The sequence below is a fragment of the Oceanospirillum sanctuarii genome, from assembly GCF_002150805.1.
Taxonomy (GTDB): Bacteria; Pseudomonadota; Gammaproteobacteria; order Pseudomonadales; family Halomonadaceae; genus Oceanospirillum; species Oceanospirillum sanctuarii.
Window position 1 is genome coordinate 206,477 of the sequence record NZ_MTBA01000004.1, and the last position, 13,698, is coordinate 220,174.

Consider the following 13,698-nt stretch of genomic DNA (forward strand, 5'->3'; position numbering starts at 1 on the left):
GAACGATTATGGCATTTATTCGGGTTTCATCCCCCCATCTACACCGCCCCCTCAGCACCAGCAAGGTGATGCAGACGGTCATTCTGGCAACCCTACCGGGGCTTGCGGCACTGACCTGGCTGTTCGGTTGGGGTTCGATCATCAATGTGCTGATCGCATCGGTTTCCGGCCTGCTGTTTGAGGCGCTGATTCTTAAGATGCGCGGCCGCAATCCGCTGCCGGCACTGAAAGACAACAGCGCCCTGCTGACCTGTGTGCTGCTGGGTATCGCCCTGCCGCCGCTGGCTCCCTGGTGGCTGGTGGTAACAGGCACCTTTGTGGCGATTGTGATTGCCAAACAACTTTACGGCGGTCTGGGTAATAATCCGTTCAACCCGGCGATGGTGGCCTATGCCCTGCTGCTGATCTCCTTTCCGGTTGAGATGACCCAATGGGTGACTCCTGCGGCTTTGCTCGATAGCAGCGTTTCCCTGACTCAGAGCCTGTCAGCCGTCTTTGGCGGCGCTGTTAATGCGCCCGATGCCTTTACTATGGCGACCCCGCTGGATGGCTTTAAGCACAAAGGCGCGCTGATGGCTGATGAGTACTGGGTACAGAACGGCTTCCAACCAGAGAAGGTGTGGGAAGCATGGGCGACCGCGTCTATCGCCTTTATGCTGGGCGGTCTTTACCTGCTGTGGAAACGCATTTTCACCTGGCACACGCCGGTAGCTATGCTGGGCACCCTGTTTGTACTGTCTCTGCTGTTCTACGGTACAGATGCCAGCAACTACGCCTCGCCTATGGTACATCTGCTGTCCGGAGCTACCATGTTCGGTGCTTTCTTTATCGCTACCGACCCTGTGACAGCCGCCACCAGTAACAAGGGCAAAATCTGGTTTGGTATCGGTATCGGTGTGCTGGTCTATGTGATCCGCACCTGGGGTAACTACCCGGATGCTGTGGCCTTCTCAGTGCTGCTGATGAACTTTGCCGCACCTTTTATCGACTACTACACTCAGCCCCGCAGCTTTGGTCACAACAAAGCGCGCAAAGGCATTAAGAACGAGAAGTAAGGATTTTCAATGCAACACACAGCACCTGAAACTCAAAAGCCAGACGATCAGAATGACGGTCAGGCAGCAGAAACCACTCTGCTGCAGTCGGTGATCCGCAGTAGTATCGGCCTTGGCATCTTTGCCATCGTGACGGCGGGCGTGATCGCAGTAACCCAGATCAGCACCAAAGAGAGCATCGCGGAAAACATCCGTCAGTCCCAGACCCGCAGCCTGTATGAGATTCTGCCTGCGGATCAGATCGACAATGACCTGCTGAACGACACCCTGACACTGGCACCAAGTCCGATTCTGGGTAACAAAGAGCCACTGCAGGTTTATGTCGGTCGCAAACAAGGCCAGACCGTGGCACTGCTGTTTCCGGTGAGCAATCCTCACGGCTACAGCGGCAATATTGATCTGCTGGTTGGCGTTAAGCGTAACGGCGAACTGGCCGGTGTGCGGGTTCTGAACCACAAGGAAACACCGGGACTGGGCGATAAAGTTGAAACCGCCAAGTCTGACTGGATTCTGGGCTTTGCCGGTATGTCCCTGGAAAATCCGGGGCCGGATGCCTGGAAAGTGAAAAAAGATGGCGGCCAGATCGACCAGTTTACCGGCGCGACCATTACTCCCCGTGCAGTTGTGAATCAGACCCGCGCGGTACTGGAATACTTTGCCAAACATAAAGACCGCCTGCTTGAGACGACGCCAGCTAACACTGAAATTCTGCAGGAAACTGCTGGTAATCAGCAATAAGCAGCCCTGAATAGAGAATCAAAACCATGAGCGCAACAAAAAGCTATCAGGAAATTACCGCTGACGGTCTCTGGAATAACAACCCGGCGCTGGTTCAGCTACTGGGTCTTTGCCCGCTGCTGGCGGTAACCGGTTCTGTCGTTAACGCCCTGGGTCTGGGTATCGCCACTATTCTGGTACTGGTGGGTTCTAACCTGTCGGTGTCCATGATCCGTAACTTTGTGCCGGAGCAGGTGCGTCTGCCCGCTTTTGTGATGATCATCGCCTCCTTCGTGACCTGCGCCGAGCTACTGATGCAGGCCTTCACCTACGAGCTGTATCTGATTCTGGGTATCTTTATTCCGCTGATCGTGACCAACTGTGTGATTCTGGGTCGTGCGGATGCCTTTGCCAGCAAAAACCCGATTCTGCCTGCAGTTACCGATGGTTTTATGATGGGTATCGGCTTTACCGTGGTACTGGTACTGCTGGGCGGTATGCGTGAACTGATCGGTCAGGGCACCCTGTTCGAGAATATGCAGCTGCTGTTTGGTCCTATGGCCGCTAACTGGAAGATTGTGGTGTTTGAAGACTACAGCTTCCTGTTTGCCATTCTGCCGCCGGGTGCATTCGTGGGTATGGGTCTGCTGATCGCCCTGAAGAACATCGTGGATGGTCACCTGAAAGCCCGCGCGGAACGCAACAAGGTTGATGAGCCGAAGCCCACCGTTGACCGCCGCGTGCGGGTTACGGGTTAAAACGAAAGCCGAGACTAAGAACAAAGTCAGGTACGCTTATGCCACAGCTGTTTATGGTCTACCTCGGCGGACGAGCCGGTCAGTGTCATATCGAAGTGCATGATGTGCGCTTTGTGGTTGGCGAGCGTATTGAAGACACCTATCAGGCCCTGATTCAGCAGTGGTATGGCCACAAAAACAACCTGCATCTGGACAGCTATCATATTGTCGATACCGTGCCCAGTGCCGATGGCCGCAGTTATCAGGTTGCCCTTTCTGCCGAACCTGTCGCATCGGATCTGAAACTCTACTTCGTCAATCTTGGGGGTTATCAGCCGGATCAGATGGCGGAGCAGCACGCCTTCGGTCTCTTCGCCTGTCGCAACGATGAAGAAGCCAAGCAGATGGCAAAACGCCATCTGCTGACCACCGCCAGTCATCAGCATAAAGACAACCTGCATGATGTAGATGACTGCCTGCCGATCTCTCTGCTGGAGAACTGGCATATTCAGCTGACCGCCACCGACAAACCCGTTAAGCCCCTGCGTCCTGACTGGTTCGGTTATAAGGTGATTGGCTAAGCCACTCTCTTTTTTACGTCCTCTTTTCCACCTCTTTACGATCTCTTCACCAGCTTCCAAACAGTGTTAGACTGCGTTACTTGGTAATCCTCAAGCCATAGTCACCGTCAAACATCGACAAGGAAGCAAAGATGCCAGCATCAAAGAAAAACAAAGCCCAAGTCACTGCCAATCAAGAGCGCCAGCAGCTGATCCATCAGGAGCTGAAGCGGGTCGACTATAGAGATCCGGCGCTAGGCTCGCCCAAACATATCAAGATGGCGACCAACCCCTTTGTCTTTTTGCGGGGTTCGGCGCAGCTGTTTTATGCCGATCTGGCTAAAGGCAATCTGAAGCTGCCGGAAGCTCTGCTGACACCGCCTCTGACCACCATTATGGGCGACTGTCATACCTCTAACTTTGGCTTTCTGAGCGAGGAAGGAGCCCACGGCGAAAGCGTGATCTTTGCCCCTAATGATTTTGATGATGCCTGCGTCGGCCATGCGGCGTGGGATCTGGCGCGCTTCTGTACCAGTCTGGCCTTATGTGTAGATTTTGCCGAAGGAGCTCTGGCAGGCCGCTATGCCTTAGAGGAAGCCCTTGATGATGATCAGGCGGTAAGCGCCGCCCAGAGCCGCACAGCGATGACAGCCTTTCTGGAGCAGTATCTGGCGACCTGTCAGCAGTGTGCTGACGATGCCGAGAACCGCAATCAGGTTCTGAACGACTTTAAAAAGAAACACATTCTGAACGCGCCTTATAAAAAGGCGAAAAAGCGGATCTGGGGCGGGAAGAAGTTTCTGGAGAAAAGCTCACTGGCGAAAGAAGTGGATATCAGCCAGCAGCCGCTTCGCTTCCGTGATCGTCCGGAGCGCTTTAAGCCACTTTCAGCCGGAGAAGCGCGAGGGCTAATCCTGCACTTTGAACCCTATATGGACGACAGCATCCTCGATATTACCGAGCGCCTGAATGCAGGCACCGGCTCGGTAAATATGCGTCGATTCTACTGTCTTGTGGGGCCGAAGGATTTTACCTCTGAGGATGATCTGGAACTCTGCCATCTGGTGGAGATCAAGCGCCAGCGCCATGCCGCACCTCTGCACCACTTTCCAGAACTGAGCGCAGTGAACCGCCTCAACCCAGCCCACCTGACGGTACACTGCCAGCAACGTATGCAACGCAAACCGGATTTGGTACTGGATGAAGCCGAATGGCAGGACGCTCACTGGCTGATCCGCTCCCGTCATCACGCCCGCGTGGGGATTGATCCTGAAGATATTGTCTTTGGGGAACAGGCCGTAAACGGCGGTTTTGAACAATACGCAGCGACCTGCGGGCAAGCCCTTGCCCTCGCGCACTGTCGCGGCGACCGCCGCTCCACCCGCTTTGAGCAGGCGATGGCGGCAGTTCTCCCCGATCAGATAGAAGCGTTAATCAACGCCTGTGAAGGATATGCAGAACAGGTGAAAGAGGATTGCGGGTATTTGCGGGGGTTGTATCTCGGAGAATAATCGACAAAAAAGCCCCGACATTTGTCGGGGCAAGTCCACAATTCGGCCATACCAGACGGTGCTTAAACCGCCGCTATCACCAAACTCACTGCAATCGACCACATCATCAGGCAGACGGCTGCGTCTAATACCCGCCATGCGATCGGTTTCTGGAACAGAGGCGCTAACCAACGCGCCCCAAGGCTGATGCCGAAGAACCAGATAAACGAGAAGCTGATTGCACCGAAGCCAAACCAGAAGCGCTCTCCTTCCGGATACTGACCGCCGATACTACCGATCAGCACCACGGTATCCAGATAGGCATGGGGGTTCAGCAGGGTAACCGCCAATGTAGTCAGCAGTGCCTTTTTCAGGCTGCTTGCACCTTTACGATCCGCCTCAAGACTCTGATCTTTTAACGCCGAGCGCAGCGCGCCAAATCCGTACCAGAACAGAAAGGCTGCCCCGCCCCAGCGGGCAACACTCAGCCAGAGTTCATTCTGGCTGATCAGTGCGCCCATACCGGCAACGCCCAGGGTAATTAACACCGCATCAAAAAAGCTGCACACACCGGCAATCGGCCAGTGATACTGTCGCTTCAGCCCCTGCGACAGAACAAAGGCGTTCTGCGCGCCGATGGCCATAATCAGGCCTGCGCTGGTTCCCAGCCCCTTAATCAGGGCCCATAAATAAAGACTTGCTGCCGCACTCATCACACACTCCAAAAGAAAACATCGTCTTGCATAAACGTCGGTGCATCTGCACCGGCAAACTTTCTACTGACAAGGGCCGTATCAATGGAGTGCATCTTGCCCCTGAGTCGAAATTAAGTAAAAATAATGATTTTAATTGATCATTAAAATATCTAATTAAAATAACTGTAGTCTGCATAGACTCGTAAGGGACAACACCATGAGCCTGTCACTGGACCCGAAACAACTCAGCGCGTTACATGCTGTTATCGAGGAACAAAGCTTTGATAAAGCCGCCAAGCGCCTGCATGTCACCCAATCCGCCATCTCCCAGCGGATACGCCAGCTGGAGGAGAAACTGGGACAGGCGGTGATTATCCGTAGTACACCTCTGGTGCCTACGGCTACCGGTCAGCGGGTGCTGAAGTTTTACCATCAGCTGTCGTTACTGGAAGGCGAGCTGAGCCTGAGTCTGGATCAGGCCACGGAACAGGGTTTCAGCCGTATGCCAGTGGCGGTTAACGCCGACAGTCTGGATACCTGGTTTCCCGAAGCACTGGCACCTCTGGTGGATCAGCACCCCTGGGTGCTGGATATTAAGATCGATGATCAGGAGCAGACCCACCATCTGCTGAAAACCGGTGAGGTGCTGGGCTGTGTAAGTGCCTCGTCTCAGGCAATGCAGGGTTGTGATTGCTTTCCCTTAGGAGTGATGCGCTATCGGGCGCTGGCAACTCCCGGTTATATCGCCCGCTATTTCCCGGAAGGTGTTACGGAAGAAACCGTTGCGGAAGCTCCCGTAGTGGAGTTCAACCATAAGGATGAGCTGCAGAACCATTTTCTGCGCCATATCGGACTGAACGGCGCGCTATATCCGAAGCACAGAATCCCCGCCACCGGCCCCTATTTTCATCTGATACGTTTAGGTTTGGGCTGGGGCATGGTGCCGGATCAGCAGAGCCAGCCTTATCTGGATCTGAACGATCCGGAGAACTCAATCGTAGCCGAGCTGGTGCCGGGGCAAACCATTGATGTGCCACTTTACTGGCATGTGTGGAACCTGAAATCAGAAAGCCTGAAGTTACTGACCAAAGCGGTTATCAAGGGTGCAGAAGAGAATCTGACAAAAATACATTCTGAGCCTTTTCAGCGAACTTAACCACTAAAAACCAGACAAAAGTCAGACCATTGACGTAGTTTATCAACATTATTGTTTGTTAGACTGACCGAAATTAATCTGATTGATCATATATCCAATTACTGAAAGCATCTCCCAATATGAAACTATCCAAAACACTTCTGGCTCTTTGTGCGCTTACCCCTGTATCAGTGTTTGCTGCAACAGCCGGAGACGGAACCCTCTTCGAATTCAATCATCTGCAACATCAGCTAGGTGGAGGAATGAATGGCAAAAAGGAAACCAGTAATTTCAAAGGAATTTACCACTCATACGAAGATGGAAGCTATGGGGGGATAACCTTCAACACCCGCTCCCCAAAGAGCTTGGACAACTTTGGCAATGGTGCAGTTTTCCATTACGGCCTTTCTGTGACAGAGAATAGCGAAGACTATAACTGGCAGTTTGATACCTACCTGACAGCAAGTTACGAAGCAGCATTAAGCTCAAACACTCACGCCAATCTTGGCTTAAGTTTCAGTGTGAATGGTCAAGTCAGCAGAATTTTTTACAATGACAATGATCGCAATGTCGCATCGGCTTATTCAATAGGCCCTGTTGTCGGTATCCGCCACCAAATGCCGATTGATCGAGGTTCATCCTTAACACCTTTCGCACATTATTTTTACAGCAGCCAGTCAGTTTCCAGTAGCTCTCTATGGAACATATTTGGCGATGCCTTTACCGATCCGGAAAAAGATCGTTCTGTACATGATTACCGGGATGTATTCGTAGTAGGTATGACAGCAGACCTGAATAAATTTCTGATTACTCCTGTTTATATCAAGAATGACTCCAAAGAAAGCTGGCATATCAGTCTGGGTGTCAGCTACTGATTCGGTTTACAGACAAAACCAAACGTAAAAAACCGGCTCTGGCCGGTTTTTTTGTCGGTAAATATTCTAAGCAACCGTCTAAACAACCAGCATTAACTCCAGCGATGCCCACCCAGTGCATAACGACCTGCGCCGGTAAAAAGAATGGCGATACCGGCAAAGAAGAACACCATAATATGCTCTACCGGTTTTAGGGTTCAGAGCTGCGATATTACCAGGCCCAGTCATTAGCCAGGCGACGATCATGGTAAAAGAGAAGATCAGAGCTGAAGGGCGTGTCAGAATACCCAGAATCATAAATACAGGGGCAATCACTTCGCCCACATGCGATAAAAGCCGGTAAGCCCTGCGCCTGCAGCATACCTTCAATTCCACCCACGCCGGCGATCAGTTTGTGAACACCGTGAAAAAGCATCATTCCGGCAAAAGCCACTCGAAGCAGCAAAAGACCAAAATCTGGCTTGTCGAACATCTGATTAAACCGATCTACTAACTGCAACATAATGCCTCCTGACATCTGAAGTTCTTCCTAAAGGTAGGCCGCTAATATTGCAGATCGTACAGGGAAAGTATTGCGCTCTCTTGTTCCGGTATGTGTTTGTTTTTACAGGTGTGTTCGTAAGGCAGGGTCAGATCAAATTGGGCATTTGACCGATTCCATTACTGCACGATTTAAGTGCAGTAATGGGGCTGAATAGATGGCAGCTCTCAGAAAGAGGAACCGGGCTGCTTGAGGAACTCCAGCTCTTCAGGAGTAGATTCCCGCCCCAGAATGGCATTACGGTGAGGGTAACGACCAAAGCGGTCAATGATGGCTTTGTGCTGACGCTCGTAATCCAGATTCTCTTCCAGACCGAGGGCGGTAAAGACCTCTATCGCTATCTCATGCATCTCAGGATCTTCACTGTGCATCAACGGCATATAGATAAAGAGGCGTTCCTGCTGGGTCAGGGAGCGGTCATCACCGGCTTCAATCGCTACCAGTGTAAGCTGCTGAGCCAGTTGATCTGCAGCGAAGGCATCCGGTGTGTCGCGGTAGATATTACGGGAGAACTGATCTAGCACGATGATTTCTGCCAAGCGTCCCCGTGGCTGATAGCGCCACTCCGCCAGCCGGCGTAACTTGGCTTCAATCAGAGTGGATTCAAAGCGCTCTTTGATAGTTTTATCCAGCGCTTCATCTTTAACCCACCATTGCTTTGGGGTCAGTTCTTTAAACCAAAACTCAATAACCGGTTGCCACAGCATAGTCTTGCCTTGTTCAGATCAGGTTTATCTGACTATAAGAGGTTAACCGGTAGATTTCCAATCCCGAGCATCAAAGTCAGGTATTTCACTTTTTACTCGGAGAAAAGCTTAATACTCAATCGGAACGATATGCTCGGAATAAAGCGTGTATCCCGCAAGGGCAAGGTCGGTATCAGCAGAATCAATGGATAAGCGCCCACTTACCCAGATCGCATCTTCCAGCAGGGATTCGGCAATGGGAATCTCGGTTTTAACGTAGATAATCTGATTTGATGGTGGCGGTGGCGTATGGATGCAGGCACCGAAGTAAGGCACCAGCAGGAACTCAGTGACCCCCTCCGGTGTGATCTCAAGCGGCGCAATATAACCGCCAAGACGTACCGGCATACCATCCAACTTGCCCAGCACAGGCGCAGACTGATACGCCTTCTGCAGCTTCTCCATAATCTCGATAATCAGAGGGTCATCATCGGTCAGCATGGCGATCTTTTCCGGATCATACTGATCCAGAATCGCATCGGCGCGGAAACCTTCCGGAATGAGGTCTTCCCAGCTCAGATCCAGCAAACCATCATCACTATTCCAACGGGACTGCACCAGAGGCGACAACTGATCAAAGCCTTCCGGCTGATCCGCCGCCTGCGCAACCGACAGAGACAAACTGAATGCGATAGTCAGCATTAACCACGCAGCCAGCTTAACGGCAGGTTGAGGGATTAGATGAATAGCTTGATGAATAGCCAGTTGAGCGAGTCGTTTCCCCACGCCTGTATCCTTTTTCAGAACAATAAATCAGATTCGTTTTAACTTAGGTAAAGCTATTAAAGCCTTACCGAAAGCCCTTCCGCCAGCGAGATGCGGTACGCCCTTATTCCCGGCCAGAGGCCAACCAAGAGTCCGGCAAAAGCGATGATGCTCAGAAGCTTCAGCTCGGTCAAACTAAAACCGGTGACCGGAAGCCAGATTCCCCAAATCTCATACACCCAGGGCGCGGCCACCAGCAGCAACAGATAGAAAATACCCGCACCGAGCAACAAACCCAGTAAGGTCAGAATAAAGGCCTCTGCCACCAGCAGTAACATCACCTGCATGGGTCGTGCACCAATAGCCCGTAAAATGGCGATCTCTCGACGGCGCTCATTAAGGCCGGTGAGAATCACCGACATCAGCCCCACAAGACCGCTGATCACCACAAAACCTGCAACGACCAGCAGCGCATTTTCCGCCACGCCAACCAGTTTCCAGAGCTGTTGCAGTGCTACCGCAGGCATGACCGCCTGTAAGGGCTCACTTACTACTTTGAGGCCTTGTCCGCCCTCGTTGATGCGGCGCTGAACTTTAAACAGTTGGGTTTTCTTTTTCACACCCACGAGGAGCGCCGTAATCGCTTCCGGTTGCAGCACTTCGGCATCGGGTTGAGCCGTTGATCCCTGTTTCTCGGCAAAGCGGGCACGGATATCACTCAGGGCAGGTTTGCCCCAGCCGATATGAATCGCTTCAATACTCTGCAGGCTGACCAGCACTGAACGATCCACCGGCGTACCGGTGCGTTCCAGCACACCTACGAGAGTAAAAGGTTTATCATCGTGCTCTTTAAAGCTGTGCTTGCCCATGCCGTGAGCGATCACTAGCTTGTCGCCCACCTGATAACCTAACTTCTGTGCGACTTCGTCTCCAATAACGGCCTGATAAAGGTCGGCAAAAGGCTCACCACTGGCAAAACTCAGGGGTTGCTTACGCCCATATTTATAAAGGTCGAAGTAAGCGGCATCCGTACCCATTACCCGATAGCCTTTATGGGAATCCCCCAGCGCCAGCGGTAGTGTCCAGGCCACTTCTGGCATAGCAGAAATCTCCTGCGCTGCTTTCCAGCTCATATTGGCGCTGGCATTACCCAGCTGAAAAACCGAATACAGCAGCAGCTGAATATCACCGCTGGGCGCACCCACAATCAGATCGGTGCCGGAAATGGTCTGGTTAAAGCTGGTACGGGCTTCGGTCCTGACCCGCTCAACGGTCAACAGAAGAGCCACACTAAAGGCGATGGTCAGTACGGAGAGAAAAACCGTCAGGCGACGATTGAGCAAGCTTTTAAAAGAGAGTCGCAGCAGAGTTGGCAGATTGAGTGTCATTGGTTTGCTTCCTGCTGAGCGGTGACATCGGCAGATAACGCCTGATTCAGGCTTGGCAGATGCAGATGGCGATCAAAGTGGGCTTTCAGGCTGTCGTCGTGACTGACAAACACCAGTGAGCTTCCGCTCTGCTCTGTCTCTGCCATCAACAGCTGCAGAAACTGATCCCGGCTGTCACGATCCAGCGCTGAAGTAGGCTCATCAGCGATAATCAGATCCGGTGAACCGATCAAAGCCCGGGCTACTGCAACACGCTGTTGCTGTCCGATACTCAGGTTCATCACAGATTGTGTCCAGAGAGCTTCCGGCAGCAACAGGCGACTTAACAGGCGTTTGGCCTCATCGAGTGCACTGACACCGGATCGTTTAAGATTAGCCGCTCGTTTGCGGGAAAAATCACAGGCCAAAGTGACGTTATCCAGCACATTCAGATAAGGCAGCAGATTGAACTGCTGGAACACCAGCCCGATATGATCGGCGCGAAAATGATCCCGCTTAGCGGCACTTAAGCCTTCAATTTGCTGACCGGCAATTGCGATATGACCTGTTTGCGGCACCACAACCCCAGCCAACAGGGAGAGCAAGGTGCTTTTACCGCAACCACTTGGGCCATAAACGAAGAGACGCTCTCCGGCATTAAGCCGGAAAGCGTCAATTTTCAGTGCAGGTTGACTCTGTTTGGGCCAGGCAAAACTCAGTTGCTGCAGATCGATAATGGCTTGATCCTTTGTCATCTCACCATTCAATGCTTCATCAATTAAGCTCTTACCAGTCAAGAGAACCATCCCCTTCTCGTTCGGTTACAACAACAGTTCTTTCAGAGACCGCTTCAATGCGCAGCAGTTCCAGATAAGGCAGTTGGCTGAACAAGTTCAGCTCCAGCGGAGATGCCTGATCACTATCACAGTGGAAGGTATAGCTGGCTTTAACATCAACATGGCCTGATGCATGATCGTGCTCTTTATGCTCATGGCTGTGCTCTTCGTGATCGTGTTCTTCGTGATCATGGCCGTGTTCTTCATGATCGTGCTCTTCGTGATCATGACCGTGTTCTTCATGATCGTGCTCTTCGTGATCATGGCCGTGTTCTTCATGATCATGACCGTGTTCTTCATGATCGTGCTCTTCGTGATCATGGCCGTGTTCTTCATGATCGTGCTCTTCGTGATCATGGCCGTGCTTATCATGAGCATCCAGAGCGGCAAGAAAAGGCAGAGAAACACTGAGTTCTTCAAGTTCACAGCTGACCGGCAGCTTCAACCACTTATCAGGGCGGTTGAATACGCTTTCCGCGTGGTGCAGAGCCTCTAATTCTTTGTCATTGGTTGGCGCATGTTCATAACCAATGACGCTATCAGCTGCAGCAGAAAAGATAACACTGACCTCGTTGCCATCCTGTGCCAATGCCAGATTAGCCACACCATGTTCATGGGCGCTCAAATCAGCCGCATTGGCAGGTGTTGCCAGCCATAACAGAGACAAAATTGGCAGCGCAGCATTCAGAGGCAGTGCCCGCTTGGGGCTGAAAGGGAATCGTTTTTTGAGAGCAACAGGTTTCATAGATCATCCTTTGAAGGCCATCAGCCTGCGATGAACGCGAGGGTATAAAATTCAGGCCCTGATTGACAGTGAGTTATCGATACAGGTTGTTAAGGGCAGAGAGTTATAATGGAAAAAATGAAATGTTACAACATAACATTTACTCAAAAGCTTAGCCTGAACCCTATTTCTACCCTCCCCAAAAAACCATTTAACCCGCACATCGCCCTTAACTTGGCAATCTCCGGTCAGGCTGAAATAATAGTCGCGCATCAGGTTTTCAGGTCGGCTCACCCTATAAACGACCATCAATACAAACGACACGCTTCGGAACACCATCTGCTATGAATGCTGAAAAACGCTACGAGATCTTCTCCCGCCTTCGGGATGACAACCCGAACCCGACGACTGAGCTGAACTACTCCAGCCCGTTTGAACTGCTGATTGCGGTTTTACTGTCGGCTCAGGCGACCGATGTTGGCGTTAACAAGGCAACGGATAAACTCTACCCGGTGGCCAACACTCCTCAGGCGATCTATGACCTGGGCGTTGATGGTCTGAAGGAATACATCAAAACCATCGGCCTGTTTAACAGCAAAGCAGAAAACACCATAAAAACCTGTCGTATTCTGCTGGATAAACACAACGGCGAAGTACCGCAAAACCGCAAAGACCTTGAAGCTTTGCCGGGTGTCGGTCGTAAAACCGCTAACGTGGTACTGAATACCGCCTTCGGCCAGCCAACCATTGCTGTGGATACTCATATCTTCCGGGTATCTAACCGTACCGGTATCGCCAAAGGTAAAAATGTCGATGAGGTAGAACAGAAACTACTGCGCCACGTGCCGAAGGAGTTCAAGCTGGATATTCACCACTGGCTGATCCTGCATGGCCGCTACACCTGTGTCGCCCGCAAGCCGCGCTGCGGTTCGTGCATTATCGAAGATCTGTGCGAGTTTAAAGAGAAAACCGAGATCTGATTCCCCACCACAGATCATTTTCTCCCAACCGAAAGCCGCCACAGGCTGGCTTTCGGCTCTCTGCTCCTCCCTATCAGCCTTGCCGTTATCGCTTGTTACCCACCAGTACCCTGGCTGCTCCAGATCAGTACTCTGGCCTCAAACCCCGCATGTCACAAAACTGTCATTTGACCTTCCACGGGTCAAAACGTATCGTCTTTGTATATACATTGCATATCACAACGATATTCAATTTTGCACGGGGGCTTACCATGCCGTCGGAAAAAAAGAAGAAGAAAAATAGTCAGCTGATTATTCGCATTAATCAGGAAGAACGGGATGAATTTGTCTCCCTGTGCGATGAGCTGGATACCAGCGCCGCGCGGGAAATCAGACGTTTTATACGCAGTTTTCTGGCAGAGCATCAAACGCAGAGTGATCAGGTCGAACCCTGAAGCTCTGGATGCTTTGCAAATCAATCGCTCTGACTTAATCGCTTCATCGTTAAGTCAGCAGGCGTTTTTAAAAGTGTCGGTATTCAAACCGCACTTCAATC

At 51.7% G+C, this 13,698-nt stretch carries 15 protein-coding genes and 1 pseudogene; 9 read left to right on the top strand and 7 right to left on the bottom strand.

The features are described 5' to 3' along the window. Positions 1-8: 8 nt before the first annotated feature. The 5 genes from rsxD (at position 9) to BV405_RS07925 (ending at position 4,580) form a co-directional block, all read left to right on the top strand. Complete coding sequence (gene rsxD / locus BV405_RS07905) at positions 9-1,055, top strand: electron transport complex subunit RsxD (protein ID WP_086480333.1); 1,047 nt, start codon at positions 9-11, stop codon at positions 1,053-1,055. Between the two features lie 9 nt (positions 1,056-1,064). After that, the gene (rsxG, locus tag BV405_RS07910; protein ID WP_086480334.1) at positions 1,065-1,793 is read left to right on the top strand and encodes an electron transport complex subunit RsxG; all 729 of its coding nucleotides are present in this window, start codon (positions 1,065-1,067) and stop codon (positions 1,791-1,793) included. A 26-nt stretch (positions 1,794-1,819) separates the two neighbouring features. Beyond that, positions 1,820-2,530, top strand: coding sequence for an electron transport complex subunit E (locus tag BV405_RS07915; protein WP_086480335.1), 711 nt, complete (start codon positions 1,820-1,822; stop codon positions 2,528-2,530). A gap of 38 nt (positions 2,531-2,568) precedes the next feature. Next, positions 2,569-3,090, top strand: a complete 522-nt coding sequence (locus tag BV405_RS07920) for a DUF1543 domain-containing protein (RefSeq protein WP_086480336.1) — start codon at positions 2,569-2,571, stop codon at positions 3,088-3,090. Between the two features lie 131 nt (positions 3,091-3,221). Beyond that, a complete protein-coding gene (locus BV405_RS07925; protein ID WP_086480337.1) occupies positions 3,222-4,580 on the top strand; it encodes a DUF2252 family protein in 1,359 nt (452 codons plus the stop codon). A gap of 62 nt (positions 4,581-4,642) precedes the next feature. On the opposite strand, the gene BV405_RS07930 is transcribed toward BV405_RS07925, so the two are convergent. Further along, complete coding sequence (locus BV405_RS07930; RefSeq protein WP_086480338.1) at positions 4,643-5,272, bottom strand: LysE/ArgO family amino acid transporter; 630 nt, start codon at positions 5,270-5,272, stop codon at positions 4,643-4,645. 199 nt (positions 5,273-5,471) lie between these two features. Between BV405_RS07930 and BV405_RS07935 the strand changes: the two genes are divergently transcribed. Together BV405_RS07935 and BV405_RS07940 are read left to right on the top strand one after the other, a co-directional pair. Next, a complete protein-coding gene (locus tag BV405_RS07935; RefSeq protein ID WP_086480339.1) occupies positions 5,472-6,410 on the top strand; it encodes a LysR family transcriptional regulator ArgP in 939 nt (312 codons plus the stop codon). A gap of 119 nt (positions 6,411-6,529) precedes the next feature. Next, complete coding sequence (locus BV405_RS07940; RefSeq protein ID WP_086480340.1) at positions 6,530-7,264, top strand: hypothetical protein; 735 nt, start codon at positions 6,530-6,532, stop codon at positions 7,262-7,264. A 78-nt stretch (positions 7,265-7,342) separates the two neighbouring features. On the opposite strand, the pseudogene BV405_RS17780 reads toward BV405_RS07940, so the two are convergent. The 6 genes and pseudogenes from BV405_RS17780 to BV405_RS07970 form a co-directional block, all read right to left on the bottom strand. Continuing rightward, positions 7,343-7,781: pseudogene (locus BV405_RS17780) on the bottom strand (DoxX family protein). Between the two features lie 191 nt (positions 7,782-7,972). Beyond that, on the bottom strand, positions 7,973-8,512 hold the full coding sequence (locus BV405_RS07950; RefSeq protein WP_086480341.1) for a DUF924 family protein: 540 nt from the start codon (positions 8,510-8,512) through the stop codon (positions 7,973-7,975). A gap of 108 nt (positions 8,513-8,620) precedes the next feature. After that, complete coding sequence (locus BV405_RS07955; protein ID WP_086480342.1) at positions 8,621-9,277, bottom strand: DUF3299 domain-containing protein; 657 nt, start codon at positions 9,275-9,277, stop codon at positions 8,621-8,623. A 56-nt stretch (positions 9,278-9,333) separates the two neighbouring features. Further along, positions 9,334-10,644 (bottom strand): ABC transporter permease, encoded by a 1,311-nt coding sequence (locus BV405_RS07960; protein ID WP_086480343.1) that lies wholly within the window; start codon positions 10,642-10,644, stop codon positions 9,334-9,336. Next, the gene (locus BV405_RS07965) at positions 10,641-11,429 is read right to left on the bottom strand and encodes an ABC transporter ATP-binding protein (protein WP_245832275.1); all 789 of its coding nucleotides are present in this window, start codon (positions 11,427-11,429) and stop codon (positions 10,641-10,643) included. Before BV405_RS07965 ends, BV405_RS07960 begins: the two co-directional genes overlap by 4 nt. Then, positions 11,410-12,204, bottom strand: a complete 795-nt coding sequence (locus tag BV405_RS07970) for a ZrgA family zinc uptake protein (protein ID WP_086480344.1) — start codon at positions 12,202-12,204, stop codon at positions 11,410-11,412. Before BV405_RS07970 ends, BV405_RS07965 begins: the two co-directional genes overlap by 20 nt. Positions 12,205-12,527: 323 nt before the next feature. Between BV405_RS07970 and nth the strand changes: the two genes are divergently transcribed. Beyond that, positions 12,528-13,163: an endonuclease III gene (gene nth, locus BV405_RS07980; RefSeq protein WP_086480346.1), complete on the top strand. Its 636-nt coding sequence runs from the start codon at positions 12,528-12,530 to the stop codon at positions 13,161-13,163. Positions 13,164-13,414: 251 nt separating this feature from the next. Beyond that, positions 13,415-13,597 (top strand): hypothetical protein, encoded by a 183-nt coding sequence (locus tag BV405_RS07985; protein ID WP_086480347.1) that lies wholly within the window; start codon positions 13,415-13,417, stop codon positions 13,595-13,597. The last annotated feature ends 101 nt before the right edge of the window (positions 13,598-13,698 follow it).

Coding starts and splice junctions, on each gene's coding strand:
- rsxD (WP_086480333.1), top strand. CDS start 9: ATGGCATTTATTCGGGTTTCATCCCCCCATCTACACCGCCCCCTCAGC.
- rsxG (WP_086480334.1), top strand. CDS start 1,065: ATGCAACACACAGCACCTGAAACTCAAAAGCCAGACGATCAGAATGAC.
- BV405_RS07915 (WP_086480335.1), top strand. CDS start 1,820: ATGAGCGCAACAAAAAGCTATCAGGAAATTACCGCTGACGGTCTCTGG.
- BV405_RS07920 (WP_086480336.1), top strand. CDS start 2,569: ATGCCACAGCTGTTTATGGTCTACCTCGGCGGACGAGCCGGTCAGTGT.
- BV405_RS07925 (WP_086480337.1), top strand. CDS start 3,222: ATGCCAGCATCAAAGAAAAACAAAGCCCAAGTCACTGCCAATCAAGAG.
- BV405_RS07930 (WP_086480338.1), bottom strand. CDS start 5,272: ATGAGTGCGGCAGCAAGTCTTTATTTATGGGCCCTGATTAAGGGGCTG.
- BV405_RS07935 (WP_086480339.1), top strand. CDS start 5,472: ATGAGCCTGTCACTGGACCCGAAACAACTCAGCGCGTTACATGCTGTT.
- BV405_RS07940 (WP_086480340.1), top strand. CDS start 6,530: ATGAAACTATCCAAAACACTTCTGGCTCTTTGTGCGCTTACCCCTGTA.
- BV405_RS07950 (WP_086480341.1), bottom strand. CDS start 8,512: ATGCTGTGGCAACCGGTTATTGAGTTTTGGTTTAAAGAACTGACCCCA.
- BV405_RS07960 (WP_086480343.1), bottom strand. CDS start 10,644: ATGACACTCAATCTGCCAACTCTGCTGCGACTCTCTTTTAAAAGCTTG.
- BV405_RS07965 (WP_245832275.1), bottom strand. CDS start 11,429: ATGGTTCTCTTGACTGGTAAGAGCTTAATTGATGAAGCATTGAATGGT.
- BV405_RS07970 (WP_086480344.1), bottom strand. CDS start 12,204: ATGAAACCTGTTGCTCTCAAAAAACGATTCCCTTTCAGCCCCAAGCGG.
- nth (WP_086480346.1), top strand. CDS start 12,528: ATGAATGCTGAAAAACGCTACGAGATCTTCTCCCGCCTTCGGGATGAC.
- BV405_RS07985 (WP_086480347.1), top strand. CDS start 13,415: ATGCCGTCGGAAAAAAAGAAGAAGAAAAATAGTCAGCTGATTATTCGC.